The 14,349-nt window shown below is 55.5% G+C and carries 18 protein-coding genes; 9 read left to right on the top strand and 9 right to left on the bottom strand.

Features of this window, described 5'->3' with window-relative positions:
• Window positions 1–19 precede the first annotated feature (19 nt).
• Window positions 20–715: a hypothetical protein gene (locus tag IE105_RS11110; RefSeq protein ID WP_189498442.1), complete on the top strand. Its 696-nt coding sequence runs from the start codon at window positions 20–22 to the stop codon at window positions 713–715.
• Window positions 715–1,308: an alpha/beta hydrolase gene (locus IE105_RS11105; protein WP_189498441.1), complete on the top strand. Its 594-nt coding sequence runs from the start codon at window positions 715–717 to the stop codon at window positions 1,306–1,308. Before IE105_RS11110 ends, IE105_RS11105 begins: the two co-directional genes overlap by 1 nt.
• On the opposite strand, the gene IE105_RS11100 is transcribed toward IE105_RS11105, so the two are convergent.
• Together IE105_RS11100 and IE105_RS11095 are read right to left on the bottom strand one after the other, a co-directional pair.
• Window positions 1,296–1,685, bottom strand: a complete 390-nt coding sequence (locus IE105_RS11100) for a hypothetical protein (protein ID WP_189498439.1) — start codon at window positions 1,683–1,685, stop codon at window positions 1,296–1,298. The genes IE105_RS11105 and IE105_RS11100 overlap by 13 nt on opposite strands.
• 135 nt (window positions 1,686–1,820) lie before the next feature.
• The gene (locus IE105_RS11095; RefSeq protein WP_189498437.1) at window positions 1,821–2,375 is read right to left on the bottom strand and encodes a hypothetical protein; all 555 of its coding nucleotides are present in this window, start codon (window positions 2,373–2,375) and stop codon (window positions 1,821–1,823) included.
• Between the two features lie 226 nt (window positions 2,376–2,601).
• On the opposite strand from IE105_RS11095, the gene folE reads away from it, so the two are divergent.
• Window positions 2,602–3,204, top strand: coding sequence for a GTP cyclohydrolase I FolE (folE, locus tag IE105_RS11090; RefSeq protein WP_233354115.1), 603 nt, complete (start codon window positions 2,602–2,604; stop codon window positions 3,202–3,204).
• A 174-nt stretch (window positions 3,205–3,378) separates the two neighbouring features.
• Window positions 3,379–4,653 carry a phosphoribosylamine--glycine ligase gene (gene purD / locus IE105_RS11085; RefSeq protein WP_189498435.1) on the top strand — a complete coding sequence of 425 codons (1,275 nt, stop codon included), beginning with the start codon at window positions 3,379–3,381 and terminating at the stop codon, window positions 4,651–4,653.
• 71 nt (window positions 4,654–4,724) lie between these two features.
• Here the strand turns inward: purD and IE105_RS11080 are convergent, their stop codons facing one another.
• Together IE105_RS11080 and IE105_RS11075 are read right to left on the bottom strand one after the other, a co-directional pair.
• Window positions 4,725–4,937, bottom strand: a complete 213-nt coding sequence (locus tag IE105_RS11080; RefSeq protein WP_189498433.1) for a hypothetical protein — start codon at window positions 4,935–4,937, stop codon at window positions 4,725–4,727.
• Between the two features lie 15 nt (window positions 4,938–4,952).
• Window positions 4,953–5,093, bottom strand: coding sequence for a cupin-like domain-containing protein (locus IE105_RS11075; RefSeq protein ID WP_189498431.1), 141 nt, complete (start codon window positions 5,091–5,093; stop codon window positions 4,953–4,955).
• Window positions 5,094–5,663: 570 nt separating this feature from the next.
• Between IE105_RS11075 and IE105_RS11070 the strand changes: the two genes are divergently transcribed.
• Together IE105_RS11070 and IE105_RS11065 are read left to right on the top strand one after the other, a co-directional pair.
• Window positions 5,664–6,980 (top strand): metal-dependent hydrolase family protein, encoded by a 1,317-nt coding sequence (locus IE105_RS11070; RefSeq protein WP_189498429.1) that lies wholly within the window; start codon window positions 5,664–5,666, stop codon window positions 6,978–6,980.
• A 56-nt stretch (window positions 6,981–7,036) separates the two neighbouring features.
• Window positions 7,037–7,777: a sulfite exporter TauE/SafE family protein gene (locus IE105_RS11065; RefSeq protein WP_189498427.1), complete on the top strand. Its 741-nt coding sequence runs from the start codon at window positions 7,037–7,039 to the stop codon at window positions 7,775–7,777.
• Here the strand turns inward: IE105_RS11065 and IE105_RS11060 are convergent.
• Both IE105_RS11060 and tadA read right to left on the bottom strand, forming a co-directional pair.
• Window positions 7,747–8,730: a DMT family transporter gene (locus tag IE105_RS11060; RefSeq protein WP_189498425.1), complete on the bottom strand. Its 984-nt coding sequence runs from the start codon at window positions 8,728–8,730 to the stop codon at window positions 7,747–7,749. The two genes, IE105_RS11065 and IE105_RS11060, sit on opposite strands and share 31 nt — an antisense overlap.
• On the bottom strand, window positions 8,727–9,206 hold the full coding sequence (gene tadA / locus IE105_RS11055; protein WP_233354114.1) for a tRNA adenosine(34) deaminase TadA: 480 nt from the start codon (window positions 9,204–9,206) through the stop codon (window positions 8,727–8,729). Before tadA ends, IE105_RS11060 begins: the two co-directional genes overlap by 4 nt.
• A gap of 27 nt (window positions 9,207–9,233) precedes the next feature.
• Here tadA and IE105_RS11050 point away from each other — a divergent pair, with 27 nt between their 5' ends.
• The 3 genes from IE105_RS11050 (at window position 9,234) to IE105_RS11040 (ending at window position 10,954) form a co-directional block, all read left to right on the top strand.
• Window positions 9,234–10,169 (top strand): pseudouridine synthase, encoded by a 936-nt coding sequence (locus tag IE105_RS11050; RefSeq protein WP_189498423.1) that lies wholly within the window; start codon window positions 9,234–9,236, stop codon window positions 10,167–10,169.
• A complete protein-coding gene (rsmD, locus tag IE105_RS11045) occupies window positions 10,054–10,743 on the top strand; it encodes a 16S rRNA (guanine(966)-N(2))-methyltransferase RsmD (protein WP_267904680.1) in 690 nt (229 codons plus the stop codon). Before IE105_RS11050 ends, rsmD begins: the two co-directional genes overlap by 116 nt.
• A 61-nt stretch (window positions 10,744–10,804) precedes the next feature.
• On the top strand, window positions 10,805–10,954 hold the full coding sequence (locus IE105_RS11040; protein WP_189498419.1) for a hypothetical protein: 150 nt from the start codon (window positions 10,805–10,807) through the stop codon (window positions 10,952–10,954).
• A gap of 2 nt (window positions 10,955–10,956) precedes the next feature.
• Here IE105_RS11040 and mutL read toward each other — a convergent pair whose 3' ends face one another.
• From mutL to lspA, 3 genes are all read right to left on the bottom strand, one after another.
• Window positions 10,957–12,825 (bottom strand): DNA mismatch repair endonuclease MutL, encoded by a 1,869-nt coding sequence (mutL, locus tag IE105_RS11035; RefSeq protein ID WP_189498417.1) that lies wholly within the window; start codon window positions 12,823–12,825, stop codon window positions 10,957–10,959.
• 123 nt (window positions 12,826–12,948) lie between these two features.
• Entirely contained in the window at window positions 12,949–13,494 is a 546-nt protein-coding gene (locus IE105_RS11030) for a DUF3035 domain-containing protein (protein ID WP_189498415.1), read from the bottom strand.
• A gap of 70 nt (window positions 13,495–13,564) precedes the next feature.
• On the bottom strand, window positions 13,565–14,119 hold the full coding sequence (gene lspA / locus IE105_RS11025) for a signal peptidase II (protein WP_189498413.1): 555 nt from the start codon (window positions 14,117–14,119) through the stop codon (window positions 13,565–13,567).
• Window positions 14,120–14,349 lie beyond the last annotated feature (230 nt).

Raw genomic sequence — 14,349 nt, 5'->3', positions numbered from 1 at the left:
CTCCCTATATTCTATCGCGATGGCTTGGAACCCTTATGATGAGACGGATTGGGAGCGCGGTTGGACCGAGCCGATCCCAAAACCGAAACACTCAGCCGTGGCAGGGCTGATCGCCCTCTTGTTGGTCGCCGTTTTTGTGTGGACTGCCCTCCTGCCCCAGCCCGACCCCGAGGCGAGGCTCAATCTCGTCGTCGAAGATACGGTTGCTTATGCCTATGGCGGCACCGACGCGAACAGTTTCAATGATATTCGGCGGCAGCTTGACGCCAATCCGCAAATCGACACGATCGTGCTCAAACATATTCCCGGCACGAAACATCTCGGCGAAAACACCCGCATCGCGCAGATGATCCGCGCGCGCGGCATCAACACTCATCTTGAACGCAATAGCTTTATCGCGTCGGGCGGCGTTGATTTGTTCCTCGCGGGGCAGCAGCGCACCATGGAATGCGGCGCGCAAATCGGGGTGCATAGTTGGCAAGACTCAGCTGGCGAAAGCCCGCGAACACTGGGGTTTGATCCGATAGAAGACCAGATGGCTCGCTTTCACGCCTCTCTTGATGTTGACCCGGCGTTCTACGCCTTTGCGCGCGATGCCGCGCCGCACAAATCCCTCTATTTTCTGTCGCGCGATGATCTGAAGAAATTTAATTTACTCACCGACGGCACGTGTGAGGGCCGACGGTGGTTCGGGTTTCTCGGCGGGCAATATTAATGCGGTGGGACCTTATTGGGCTCGGCGCGGCGGCGGCCGTGATTCTTGGGGCTATTGTTCTGCAACAGCCGAACCCTGATCTGCTTCGCTTTGATGTCGAAGGCTCACGCGCCTATGGCTATGGCTTCACCGATGGCCGATCCCAAGACGTCGTGAAAAAGCTCATGCGGCAGCACCCAGACGTCGAAACGCTCGTCTTTGTCTCTATGCCGGGCACACAAGACCTCACGTCCAATTACCATCTGGCGCGCAGCATTCGCCGCGCCGGATTGAAAACTGAACTGCGCGCCGATTCGCGGATTGCCTCTGGCGCGGTTGATTTATTCCTCGCCGGATCAACGCGTACCGTCGCTTGCGGCGCCATGGTCGGCGTTCATGCGTGGGGCACAGGCGGTTTTGACGCGCAAGACGCGTGGTGGGACAATCACCGCAATGCGTCGCGCGATTTTTTAACCGACATGGGGGTTGATCCAGATTTCTATGATTTCAGGACGGACGCCGCTGGATCCGAGGCTATACATTGGCTCACGCCTGCGGAGATCAATCGCTGGCGCGTGGCGAGCACGCCAATCCGCTGCGATCAATCGAAATAATCGTCTGAATATTTCATATCGGCGCGAACTCGGCGGCGGCTCTCGTCTCGCGTTTCAGGGTCAATATCGACGGGCTCAAACGCATTATACCCGATCTCGGCTAAGATTCTCGCCACAGCCACGCCCAATATCATCCAGCTCATGGCCAATGACCAAAAATCGCCAAAGTAAAAGTCTAAGGCGTAAACAACGAACTCCAGCAACCCCATATCCATCACGCCCGACGCCGTTGCCGTTGGCACGACAACAGAGAAGTAAAAGACGGTACATGCCGATCCGATATATATAAAGAATGCGGAGACGAGCGAGGCATGCTTGATATAGCTGATCCAGCCCAACGCCAAGCCGAAGCATATCCCCGTGATAAAAGCCAACATGGGGTTTGTTAGCAGTTGAGACTTTCCATATTTTTAACGCCGCTCAAACCCGCCATTAAAAATGCCCCGGCGCTAGGCGCCGAGGCTTTCAATCAGGTTCACATTTCTGCGAACGTTTTAGTGTTTATGGTGCGATTATTCGTCCAGATCGGGTTCGTATTCACCCGTAATCATACAGGTCATATCCGGCTGTGCCGTCGTGCCCGCCGGACAGGTCACTGTCGTAATTGTCCCTGCTGAGCCGGGAACAACAATCGCATTATCAGCGATCATGCCATCATCATCGGCCGCGCGAAATTCCTCGTCCTCAATGGTGTAATCTTCGACAATAATATCATCATCTGATTGTATACTCGGCTCACCGTCAGCTTGCAGAATTTCGCCAACCGTGTCGTTCACTTTGGACGGATGCATATCAGTCGTCATCTCGCCATCAATGTGCATATGACCTTCGGTTTTCATGTGCATGTCTGCTTTGGTGTCCATACTCATTGATTCCATGTGCTTTTTGCGCATTTCATCCATTTGCTTCTTTTTCATCATCGCGACGTTGTCATCGGTCATCGTCGCCGTGGCTTTGACTTTCATGTCAGGGTCGTGTTTTTTTTCCTGATGATTATCAGCCGCAAATGCGGGTGCGGCAATTGCCACAGCAGCGGCAGTCGCGAGGATCGTTTTCAAATAAGTCATTCGAGTCCTTTCAAAATTTTATGTTTCAAAAACAACCCTATATTGACTCAAAACTGAGCCGAATAATGCGCTGTCTTATCGGTTAAACAACGGGTTCACGGGCCAAAATGTTCCCAAACTGACCCGTAGCGATAGATAGCAGAATTCGATCACTTCCCGCAATCGCATAACGGATAGGCAGTTATTGCTTCTTACTTTGATCCAAATCGGTCCCTATATGGCCCCCATGAGCAAGCCGACACTGACATCTGTACCGAAAATCGACCGCCCGACCGCTGCCGCAGCGATGGAGGCCGTGCGCACCCTGATCGCTTGGGCCGGGGATGACCCGGATCGCGAAGGTCTACGCGATACACCGAAACGCGTAATCAATGCCTATAGCGAATGGTTCCGGGGCTATGACCTTGATCCTGCCGAAGAATTGTCCCGCACATTCGAAGATGTCTCCGGCTATGATGACATGGTGATCCTGCGTGAAATCGACGTAGAAAGTCATTGCGAACATCATATGGCGCCGTTCCTTGGCAAAGCCTGGGTCGCCTATCTGCCGACAGACAAAGTTGTCGGCATTTCCAAATTGGTCAAAGTCGTCGAAGTTTTTGCCAAACGGTTGCAGACACAAGAAACCATGACGGCACAAATCGCCGATGCCATTGAAGATGCGCTCAAGCCGCGCGGTGTCGCCATCATGGTCGATGCTGTTCACCAGTGCATGAGCACACGCGGTGTGCATCACCCGAACGTCTCGACCATCACAACACAATTCACGGGTGAGTTCAAAACCAACCCGTCCTTACAAGACCGTTTCTTGCGCGTTGTCGGGAAGTAAAAGCCGCCCGTTAGGACCGCGCCTATTGCTGGCATGCAACGTTTCAGTAAATAATGATGAACTGGCGTTGGGACTTTCTGTAACCTTAGTCGCTGTGCGACATTGTTGTGCGTTTCAGCCTGCAATCACCGCTACCGTATAGCCCCCAGCCCTCACTTCCCCTAAGAGCGCCCCATGAGAATTCTCCTTATCGGGTCAGGCGGTCGCGAACATGCGCTAGCTTGGAAATTATCACAAAGCGAGCAGGTCACAGAAGTGACTGTTGCGCCCGGTAATGCCGGGATCGCGGCCATCGCCAATGTGGTCGACGTCAAAGCCGACGATATGACCGGGCTAATCGCGCTCGCCCAAAGCGGCGCCTATGATCTTGTTGTCGTCGGGCCTGAACAGCCGTTGGCGCTGGGTCTGGTCGATGCGCTGGTCCTGCGCGACATCAAAGTGTTCGGACCTACACAAGCCGCCGCACAGCTCGAAAGCTCCAAAGCTTTCACCAAGGACTTATGCGACCGATATAATATTCCGACGGCAAAATACGGCGTGTTTACTGACGTGTCAGAAGCCAAAGCCTATCTCAAAACAATGGACGCGCCCTATGTCCTGAAAGCGGACGGCTTAGCGGCTGGCAAAGGCGTCGTCATTCCAGAATCGCTCGCTGAGGCAGAGGCTGAATTGGACGAGTTCTTCTCTGGTAAATTCGGCGATGCATCGACCACGGTTGTCATTGAGGAATTTATGCGCGGGGCGGAAGCGAGCTTCTTCGCCATTTGCGACGGCACGACCGCGCTGCCGCTCATCGCAGCGCAAGATCACAAGCGCGCCTTTGACGGCGACACGGGACCGAATACGGGCGGCATGGGCGCTTACACTCCCGCCCCTGTTTTCACTGACGCGGTCTTTGCGCAGACAATGGAGCGTATCATTCAGCCGACGATTGATGGCATGGCCAAGGACGGAACCCCCTTTACGGGCATCCTCTTCGCGGGATTGATGATCACGGACGAAGGCCCGAAACTTATCGAATATAATGTTCGGTTCGGCGATCCGGAATGCCAAGTCGTGATGCGCCGTATGCAGAGTGATTTGGTTGAGCTTCTGGTCGCGGCGGAAGCGGGAAGGCTCAATTCCGTCACGCCCCCCGCGTGGTTCACGGACCCTGTTGTCAATGTCGTACTCGCGGCCAAAGGGTATCCGGGTTCATACAAAAAAGGCACGATCATCAATGGCATAGATACGGCCAATGCGCGCGACGACGTCGTTGTCTTTCACGCAGGAACACGGCGCGGACGCAATTGCGGCAAATTGAAAGCCAATGGCGGACGGGTGCTAAACGTCACCGCGTCCGGCGAAACATTGAAAGAGGCGGTTGATCTCGCTTATCGTGTGATCCGTGACGATATTAAATGGTCGGATATGCAGTTCCGCACCGATATCGCCTATCAAGCTTTATAGGCTCGTATTCTCACTTCATCATGCCCGTGAAAATTGCCAAATCGCCTTGGCTCTGTGGGGATTGATCGGGCCTAACACTCCCTAAGTTCGTCCGGAATATGGTCGAGCGGCAATCCGTCTTTCTTAAAAATGAAGTAATCAAACACGGCACGCCAGGCGTCGCGTTCTGGTTCCGGCAACTGCCGTAATGAGAGTAGCGACAGGACGAAGGCTTCCATCGGTTCACGACTGATCTCAAGACGATCACACCACCAGAAATTCACAAGCACATTAAAATCTGACATCGCCCGAACATGGTGCTACCAGAGCGGCGGCATATAGATCGCATCGCCGGGCCCAAGCTCCATCGTGCGCGCGGAAGCAAGCGCCTCTGCAAAGCGCAGATATAGCTCAAAATCTGGCGCGTCGAGGTCAACCATACTGACCTGCGGTCCCGCCATCGTAGCTCAATCGGACCCGGGTAAAGATTGCGAACTTATTCCGGCGCAAACAACGTAAAGGCCCCTGTCCCCGCTCAAACCCGGGACCCCCTCGTTGACAGGTGTGGAGCCCATATAAAACGCATCGCCATTCGCCCCGACAGTAATCGATCCAAGAACGCCGAAAAACTCATCTTGGCTTGGTCAAAATTGAACTGACGCATATCGTCCGCTTAAAAAAACCGCCCACCAACTGACGGCTTCGCACGCATTACGGAAACATTGGCAGGACCAGCGCCGGCGCGAATTTAATCGCATAAATCGTCCGTATCAGTGGCTTTTGTAACAGCGGCCCAATGATTGACTACGCCGCGCATCACAATCGGTTACCCGGCCGGAACGATGTTATTGAGAAATGTCTCTGGCGAAATTTGATCAATCTCGGGCAATGTTCGCAACGTCGTAGCCTTCTGCCCGAGCCAAATTGAAATGCGTTTCAAAGCTCGGCGCAGCTTTTGCGCTGTGTGACTAGACGTGCGCCCTACTTTGCGGCAGCACAGCCACAACGAAGATCAACTCGAGGGGAATTTTATGTCTATTCTGAAACCGTCCTTAACCGCCGTTAGCGCGGCTGCCCTTATGATGGCGACTCCGGTTTTAGCGCAGGATGATGGCCATGAGGGCATGACCTATATCCATGCCGGAACCGTCATTGCCGTGCCCGGCCAAACACCGTTGCGCAATCAAACCATTATCATTGATGATGGCAAAGTCATGGGAATCGAAGCGGGCTTTCTTGCCGACGCGGACGCCACCATTATAGATCTTAAAAACATGACCGTTTTACCGGGCCTCATCGACAGTCACGTTCACCTACGCGCCGATAACGACAGCGGGTCACGCGAGGATGTTGTGAAAATGGAATCGGGCGATGTCGCGCTACAAGCCGCCGCTCATGCCAAAACAACGCTGATGGCGGGGTTCACTGCGGTCCAAGACGTTGGCGGCCCGAAAGAAATTTTCGCCCTGCGTCGCGCCATTAAGAAAGGCCTTGTTCCCGGCCCGCACATTCGCGCCGCTGGATCTTCAATCTCCGCGACAGGCGGGCATGGCGACTTTCATGGTTTCAAGGCAGATATTCTGGAATTGTACAAGTCCCCGACAATCTGTGACGGTGTTGCGGATTGCCGCCGTGCGGTGCGCCAAGCCGTTAAGAACGGTGCTGACGTCATAAAAGTGACGGCGACAGGCGGCGTTATGTCAAACACCAACGCGGGCACAGGCCAGCAGCTCATGGACGACGAATTGAAAGCAATCGTCGACACGGCCAGAACAATGGGCCGTAAGGTCACGGCGCACGCCCATGATAAAGGCGGCATTGATGCGGCCTTAAGAGCTGGCATCAATTCGATTGAACATGGGTCCTTCATGGACGCAGAAACCGCGGGTCTGTTCAAACGCAACAATGCGGTCTTAATCCCCACAGTCCTCGCCGGGAAAACGGTCGAAGAATGGGCCAAAGACCCGAATACATTTTTGCCGCCGAACTCAGTTGCAAAAGCCCGTCAGGTTGGCCCGGCCATGCAAGACATGGCCCGTTTGGCCTATGAAAATGGTGTCACCATCGCGTTTGGGACAGACTCGGGCGTTTCAAAGCACGGCGATAATGCCAAGGAATTTCAATATCTCGTCATCGCTGGGATGAGCCCCATGGAAGCGATCACAAGCGCGACCATCACAGCAGCCAAACACATCGAAATGTTCGATAAAATTGGCTCGCTCGAAGTCGGGAAATACGCTGATATTATCGCCGTTGATGGTGATCCCTTGGCTGACGTAGCCGAACTGATGGATGTCGATTTCGTGATGAAAGGCGGCATCGTTTATAAACATGACACAGCAGATTGATCCGGGGAATCAATCTGAATGGAATTGCGTAACCGCGCATAGCGGCGCGTTATAATATGAACGTCTTGCCTCTCATTGTTGTGGCGGCCTTCCTCACCGCCATCATTTCCGGCCTGTTCGGGATGGCGGGTGGACTGGTGTTCATGGGCATCATCGCGCTGTTCCTCGGTGTTGCCGAAGCAATGGTGGTTCACGGGGCCGTTCAATCAGTATCCAATAGCTACCGCGCTTTTTTACTGCGGGGCACCGTGCGGTGGGATATTTTGGGGTGGACGGCCGTTGGTGCGTTGCCTGCCGCGCTGCTGATGCTGTCCGTCAGTTTCCTTCCGTCAAAAGCGCAGCTTTATTTGGCGCTTGGCTTACTGCCTCTGCTTCTCTGGCTGCCCAAACGGTGGTTATCGGGCGATGCGCAAAAGCCGACCCATGCTGCTCTCTGCGGGGCGATGGTCATGGGTCTCAACTTATCAGCAGGTGTGGCGGGACCCGCGCTTGATTTTTTCTACGTCAAGACAACACTCACCCGCCAGCAGATTGTCGCGACCAAGGCCGTGACCATGTTCGCGTCCCATCTCGTCAAAATCGTCTATTTCGGCATTCCGCTCGCGCGCGGCGTCGGACTGTCAGGTCTTCCACCGTGGTGGGTGTTTGCGGCGGCCGTTCCCGCCGTAATGGCCGGAACGTTTATCGGCACACGTTTGCTCGCCCGGTTTTCAGATGTCGGCTTTAAGCATTATACGCGCATTCTCGTGACCGTGATCGGCGGGATCTATCTCTGGCGCGGTTTGGCTCTTCTCTGAGCGCTCAACGTATAGAGCGCGATCCCGATCAAGGTGATCGCGGTTCCAACCCCGTCCCAAAAACCAAACGGTTCGCCGAGCACGACGATTGCGGCAATAATCGTGGCCAGCGGACCGACCATCCCCAAGATAGCGACCGTCTGTGCCCCAATACGGGCAATGGCCATATTGATAAAGAAGCTCGGCAAGAGCGTACAAAAGAAAGCCAGTGCAAACGCCAGTCCCCACATCTCGCGCGGAAGGTCCAACGCCTGGATCATCCCGCTGGGCCCGCCGCTCACGACAATAAAATGAACCATCAGGGCGCTCGCCGCGCCGATCATCGCCAGACACGTAAAGACACGCGCGCCAATTTTGTCGACGAACCGGTTCGCGAGCAGCTGAAACAAAGCAAATAGAGCCGCACATAAGAGGACAAGACCGGCGCCCAGCCAGAGGTTTTCCGACACCGTGATATCGCCACCAATAAAGACGACGACTAACCCGCTATACGCCAGAGCAACGCAGGCGAGGCCCGCTTTAGTGATCCGTCCGCCGAAGAAAATCGCGCCAAAAATCACGACAAAGGCGGGATAGGTAAACAGAAGCAACCGTTCAAGCTGCGCGGTGATATGTTTGAGTCCCTGAAAATCCAAAAACGTACAAATATAATAGGCCAGCATGCCTGCCGCCATCGCGCCTGCCGTCTCGCGCCAGCCGATGCGGCCCTCCCCCGCGCGCCGCGCGATAAGCAGAATGATGATATAGACTGGCAGGGATAGCCCCATCCGCAACACCATTAACGTCACCGCGGGCAAATCCGGCACAATGCCGTAAGCCATTTTGACGAGGACGGCTTTCATTGAGAACAAAACAGCGCCGAGAATCCCGAGGGCCATTCCGAGACCGTCTCGTCGGGTTTCGGCACGAGTGAGCGCCGCATCCCCCTGAACTTCCCGAAATGACGCCTTCATTTTCGTCGGGCCCGGAAAAAGTCTCGTAATATTTGCGCAACAGCCTCCGCGCGTAGACCGGACGTGACCTCTGGGCGGTGATGACAAGTGGGTGAGCCAAAAAATTGCACGCCACTCTCCACCGCGCCGCCCTTGGGATCGGATGCACCGTAAACGACGCGCGTGATTCGCGCATTTGAAATAGCCGACGCACACATGGTGCAGGGCTCTAGAGTGACATAGAGCGTGTGCCCCGGCAGACGATAATTTTTGCTCACAATACAGGCTGACCGAATAGCGAGAATCTCCGCGTGTGCGGTTGGATCATGCTGCTTTATGGGGGCATTGGCCGCTTCGCCGATGATTTTTCCGTCAGGATCGACGATAACAGCGCCCACAGGCACTTCGCCTACAGCGGCCGCGGCTTGCGCAAGCGCTAGCGCCCGGTCCATATACAGACGATCAAGAGGCGCACTGTCACTGTCGTGGACGGTCATAGCGGCGCTGTGAGTTGGGACGGACCAATGGTCAAGCCAGAAGACAATTCCGAACGGATCGCCAAACGCCTCGCGCGGGCCGGCGTCGCGTCGCGCCGGGAAGCCGAGCGCATGATTGAGGCGGGTCGCGTCAGGGTGAATGGACGACTCCTAACGACGCCGGCGTTCACCGTAACCGCCAAGGACCGTATCGAAGTCGATAATGAGCCCTTAGCTGCCAAAGAGCCGCCCCGCCTTTGGCGCTATCATAAGCCGCCGGGCCTCGTGACCACCCACAAAGATGAACGCGGACGCCGAACCGTGTTTGAGGCTCTGCCCGAACACCTTCCGCGTGTGATCAGTATTGGCCGTCTAGATTTAACATCCGAAGGTTTGCTCCTGCTCACCAATGACGGGGAGTTGGCGCGCCAATTAGAATTACCCAGCACAGGCTGGTCGCGCCGATATCGCGCCCGGGCTTATGGAAAAACATCACAAGCTGTCCTCGACACGCTGATGGACGGGATTGAAATTGACGGGGTGAAAACCGGGCCCATCGAAGCGACAATGGAAAGCGAACGCGGCGACAATGTCTGGATTGATGTGATGATCCGCGAAGGCAAGAACCGCGAGGTGCGACGCGCGCTCGAACTGCTTGATTTGCATGTGAACCGGTTGATCCGTACCAGCTATGGTCCGTTCCAATTATTGGACCTACGTCGCGGCACCGTCGAAGAAGTCAAACGCAACGTCTTGCGTACCCAAGCCGGGCATTTAATCGATGTCCCGCTGGAGCAAGATCGCCACAAACGTAAACCCCCAAGGCGTGGCACGCATGCATCGGCCAAAGCCCGGAAAGATGTGAACGCTGACGGCGGTCAAAAACCGACAGGCAAAGACGCCACAGCGCAAAACGCTAAACGACCGCCACCAAAAAAAGGCGCGGGCGGACGTCGCACCGGACCACCCCGCACTCGTAAATAAGGATGACGCGAACATGAGAATTGTCTCAGGTGTTCATCGCGGACGCACGATCGCCACACCGGACGGACGCAAAACCCGCCCGACCAGCGATCAAACACGCGAATCGATCTTTAACATACTCGATCATGCTGAATGGGCGTCGCCACTCGACGGGGCTGTCGTCATGGATATGTTTGCAGGCTCAGGCGCTTTAGGCTTGGAAGCGATTAGCCGTGGCGCGGAGTTTTGCGTCTTTGTGGAGCGCCACCCTCTCGCGCTCGCGGCCATTCGCAAGAATATCGATCACTTCGATCTCGGCGACGAAGCGCGCATCCATCGGTTCGATGCAACGAAGCTAAAACTCGCACCCGGCAATCGCCCAAAACCATTCACGCACGTGTTTATGGACCCGCCCTATAATAAGAAAATGTGGCAACCCGCCTTGCGCCGCGTTGCGCCATATTTGGCAGATAAGGGCGTTGTGATTTTGGAAGACAGCCATGAGGCCGAGATCGAACCACGTGGATGGGACGTCATGTCTGATAAGATTTGGGGCACAACACGCACCTTGTTTTTGAAACAATCAAAGGCCTAAAGCCCCTTTAACGAGTTTGTACCCAATTACTGTTATGGTCACGTCTAAGGAGGACCAAGCCGTGAACGATCTCGTTGAACAACCTGCATTATTAGTCGCCGTTGAGCCACATCTGTTTATGGATTGGCAAACCGAAGACGATATCCGTCTCGCCACCCTCTCGCACTTCGGCTCGCCCTATTGCGAAGGCGACACGCCGCTATTTATTTAGGCTCAACGCCGCCCGAACAAACGTTCAATATCCGCCAGCTTCAGCTCCACATAGGTCGGACGACCGTGGTTGCATTGACCGCTATGCGGGGTGGCTTCCATTTGGCGAAGGAGCGCGTTCATTTCCTCGCCTGTCAAACGTCGTCCCGCCCGCACACTGCCGTGACACGCCATCGTGCCGCAGACATGTTCAAACCGCTCCTTGAGCGACAAAGCCTCATCATATTCGGATAGATCATCCGCCAGATCACGGAGCAGACCTTGCGCATCCACTTTGCCGAGCAGCGCCGGCGTTTCGCGCACAAGGACTGCGCCGACGCCAAACGGTTCTAAGATCAAGCCCATCTCGGCCAACTCATCCGCCCTTGCGAGCACACGCGCGGCATCGGACTCGCCGAGCTCGACAATATCGGGAATTAGCATCGTTTGGCGAACAACGCCTTCGCCGCGCATCGCGTCCTTCATGCGTTCATAGACCAAGCGCTCATGCGCGGCATGTTGATCGACAATGACGATGCCGTCGGCTGTTTGAGCGACGACATAGGTTTCGTGCAATTGTGCGCGCGCTAATCCGAGCGGGTAATCATTGTTTATGGGCTGCGCTGCCGCGGGCGTGATTTCGCCCGTCAGAGGGTCAAAGGCGGGCGCGACATAAGTATAGGCCGGGTCATGCACTTCGACTCGGGCGCTCTGCCCATCAAGCAGGGTCTGCATCCCTGGCGCCAAATGCTTGTCCGGATGGGCTGCGTAAGGCTGCGGCGTGTAATCGCGCTGATATTGATAGACGCCCTGCCCGGCTTGAATACGTCCCAACGCATAGTCGGAAACGGTTGTGCTGGCGCGGTGTCCGGCTTCAGCGAGCGCATGACGCAGCGCCGAGACAATCAGACCCCGCACAACGCCCGGCGCGCGAAAGCGTACTTCGGTTTTAGCCGGATGGACATTAACGTCGACTTGTTCAGGCGGAACATCAAGATAAAGCGCCGCCACCGGGTGACGATCCCGCGCCAGAAAATCCTGGTAGGCGCCCCGAATCGCGCCGAGGAGCAAACGGTCCCGGACGGGGCGACCATTGACGAAGAGGAATTGGTGCTGCGTGTTCCCGCGCGAAAACGTCGGCAATCCCGCATAGCCCGACAGGCGAATACCGTCGCGCATTTGATCGACAGGCACGGCATTGGCGCCGAAGTCCTGGCCCAGAACAGCCGCTAGCCGCGCAAGGCGACCGTCATCATCATTCGCTTGGCGCGGCAGCTTTAACGACGTGCGGGCTTGCGAGCCGGAGGTGAATCCGACGCCCGGATTGGCCATGGCGAGCCGTTTTACAATATCTGAAATCGCGAGTGATTCAGACCGCTCCGTCTTAAGGAATTTGAGCCGTGCGGGCGTGGCATAAAACAAGTCCCGAACTTCGATCCGTGTGCCCGGAAGACCCAGACGCGGCGCGGGACGGACTGAACTAGCGATGCCGCCATCGACTTTGATTTCCGCCGCTTCATTCGCGTCTGCGATCTGACTTGTCAGTGACAAGCGCGAGACAGAGGCAATCGACGGTAGCGCTTCACCGCGAAAGCCAAGACTCGCAATGTTGAGTAAATCCCACTCCCCAGTCTCGGAGGCGCGAAGTTTTGAGGTCGCATGACGCTCAAGAGCGACAGGAATATCCGCTGCGCTCATACCGTGACCATCGTCTGACACCACGATCAGCGTGCGTCCGCCATCTTCGTACCGAATGTCGATTTGTGTCGCGCCCGCATCAATTGCGTTCTCGACTAGTTCTTTGATGACCGAAGCGGGCCGTTCCACGACTTCGCCAGCCGCAATGCGGTTGACGGTCTGCGCAGGTAGTTTTTGAATGGACGGACGGATCATGACGCCCTGCCCTTAAGATGATTCAGACGTCGCCGCCACAGAGAGACACCGCATTGGGGAAACACTGCACAGGGGAGACACCAAACTGGGCCGCCAGAGGGCGACCCTGCAAAGCAATATTTTTTAAAGGCCGGGAAGTTTAGCCCGGGCCGGGCGCCGCGTGACAGTGACTTCACCGCCGCCCGTCACTTTACTGATCGATTCAAGGCGCTCCTGCTCTGAATCAGAATCAAGGGGAACGGGATTGCCATCGCCATCAAATTGCTGGCCATTGCGCCAGAAAAGGATGCGGTTAGACAGAGAATCAGATTTGCGCTCGACGGAATTTTGCCCATCAATTTTCAACCGAATTTCCTGATCCGCGCGGCCTGCACCGGCGCGCGTTAGCAAGACCAGCTCTCCACGTGTTGGCTCTGTCGGATCAACGTCGCCCAATAGCGCCTCGCGAGCCGCTTTTTGCGAGTAATTGTCGAGCAAAGAACTCTCGCCCGGAGAAGGCGGACGCAGGTTATATTCCGGCGGCACGATCAAAGGCGCATTGGTGAGAATGTTAAATTCGTTCGGTGCTTCCTTTTTCAAACCGAGGGTTTTGGAAGCGGAGGCGCAGCCTGACAGGGCAACCGTGGCGGCTGCGAGAGTCAAAAGGGCCAGTTTGGCTTTGGTCGACATGAAGTAAATCCCGTGACGTTCTATATTGGCCTTTAACGAGCCTGCCCGCTCTCGCCAAGTGAGCAGATCGTCATTTAGCAGGCGTGTCTGATGCGTGCGCTTTGCGCTCAGCCCTCCAGTCGCGGAACATGACGTAGAAAAGCCCGATAATTCCGACGGTAATCGCTGAATCCGCAACATTGAACACATAGTTGAAGCCGATATCTTCCGCGTTGATGAAATCTGTCACCGCGCCAAACAAAGCCCTATCAATTGCATTCCCGACAGCGCCACCGATCACTAACGACAGACACACCCGAGACAGCGTGTCTTTGGCCCCGGACAAAACATGCAGCAACACGCCCACCATAAAGATTGCGAAGATCAACAGACCCCACCGTTTCAGGGCAGAATCGCCTTGCATCAATCCCCAGCTCACGCCTTGATTACAGAGAATCGAGAGGTCGACGATCGGGCTGACTTCACGCGTGACGCGAATATAGGGGTCTATGGCACATACATTCATCGGCTGATCGAAGGCGCGAGTCGCGGCCCATTTACTCAATTGGTCTAAGCCCACAATCAGAGCGGGGAATAAAAGCCCCCAAAAGAGCGGGATACGGCGGATTATGTTAGACAAGCTCATAAGCGTGCGATTGCCACGCCGGGAAAAAGTCCGCAAGCACAGCCTGCCTCGCACCATAAGGAGCGCCCAAATTGCGCCTGCAATCAACTGTGTTGATGACCATTCTTTCATTGGCGGCAGAGCGGTGGCACGTTAAAGCCAATCTAATTGGTTGACGCCTGTTCGGACTGTTAACCTCCAGGGACTAGCACCCTTGCTTATGATGAGTGCGACAAAGGGATACTAACGAC

The organism is Algimonas arctica (genome assembly GCF_014652695.1).
Lineage (GTDB): Bacteria > Pseudomonadota > Alphaproteobacteria > Caulobacterales > Maricaulaceae > Litorimonas > Litorimonas arctica.
The sequence above is the reverse complement of the archived record's forward strand: the minus strand, read 5'-3'. Positions and strand labels throughout refer to the sequence as shown.

Excerpts from the sequence above, each read along its gene's own strand:
- IE105_RS11075 (WP_189498431.1), bottom strand. The coding sequence starts at position 5,093 with ATGGCGGGACCGCAGGTCAGTATGGTTGACCTCGACGCGCCAGATTTT.
- IE105_RS11030 (WP_189498415.1), bottom strand. The coding sequence starts at position 13,494 with ATGTCGACCAAAGCCAAACTGGCCCTTTTGACTCTCGCAGCCGCCACG.
- IE105_RS11050 (WP_189498423.1), top strand. The coding sequence starts at position 9,234 with ATGGTCAAGCCAGAAGACAATTCCGAACGGATCGCCAAACGCCTCGCG.
- IE105_RS11095 (WP_189498437.1), bottom strand. The coding sequence starts at position 2,375 with ATGACTTATTTGAAAACGATCCTCGCGACTGCCGCTGCTGTGGCAATT.
- IE105_RS11065 (WP_189498427.1), top strand. The coding sequence starts at position 7,037 with ATGAACGTCTTGCCTCTCATTGTTGTGGCGGCCTTCCTCACCGCCATC.
- IE105_RS11070 (WP_189498429.1), top strand. The coding sequence starts at position 5,664 with ATGTCTATTCTGAAACCGTCCTTAACCGCCGTTAGCGCGGCTGCCCTT.
- IE105_RS11110 (WP_189498442.1), top strand. The coding sequence starts at position 20 with ATGGCTTGGAACCCTTATGATGAGACGGATTGGGAGCGCGGTTGGACC.
- IE105_RS11060 (WP_189498425.1), bottom strand. The coding sequence starts at position 8,730 with ATGAAGGCGTCATTTCGGGAAGTTCAGGGGGATGCGGCGCTCACTCGT.
- IE105_RS11100 (WP_189498439.1), bottom strand. The coding sequence starts at position 1,685 with ATGTTGGCTTTTATCACGGGGATATGCTTCGGCTTGGCGTTGGGCTGG.
- folE (WP_233354115.1), top strand. The coding sequence starts at position 2,602 with ATGAGCAAGCCGACACTGACATCTGTACCGAAAATCGACCGCCCGACC.
- IE105_RS11105 (WP_189498441.1), top strand. The coding sequence starts at position 715 with ATGCGGTGGGACCTTATTGGGCTCGGCGCGGCGGCGGCCGTGATTCTT.
- mutL (WP_189498417.1), bottom strand. The coding sequence starts at position 12,825 with ATGATCCGTCCGTCCATTCAAAAACTACCTGCGCAGACCGTCAACCGC.
- IE105_RS11080 (WP_189498433.1), bottom strand. The coding sequence starts at position 4,937 with ATGTCAGATTTTAATGTGCTTGTGAATTTCTGGTGGTGTGATCGTCTT.
- tadA (WP_233354114.1), bottom strand. The coding sequence starts at position 9,206 with ATGACCGTCCACGACAGTGACAGTGCGCCTCTTGATCGTCTGTATATG.
- purD (WP_189498435.1), top strand. The coding sequence starts at position 3,379 with ATGAGAATTCTCCTTATCGGGTCAGGCGGTCGCGAACATGCGCTAGCT.
- lspA (WP_189498413.1), bottom strand. The coding sequence starts at position 14,119 with ATGAGCTTGTCTAACATAATCCGCCGTATCCCGCTCTTTTGGGGGCTT.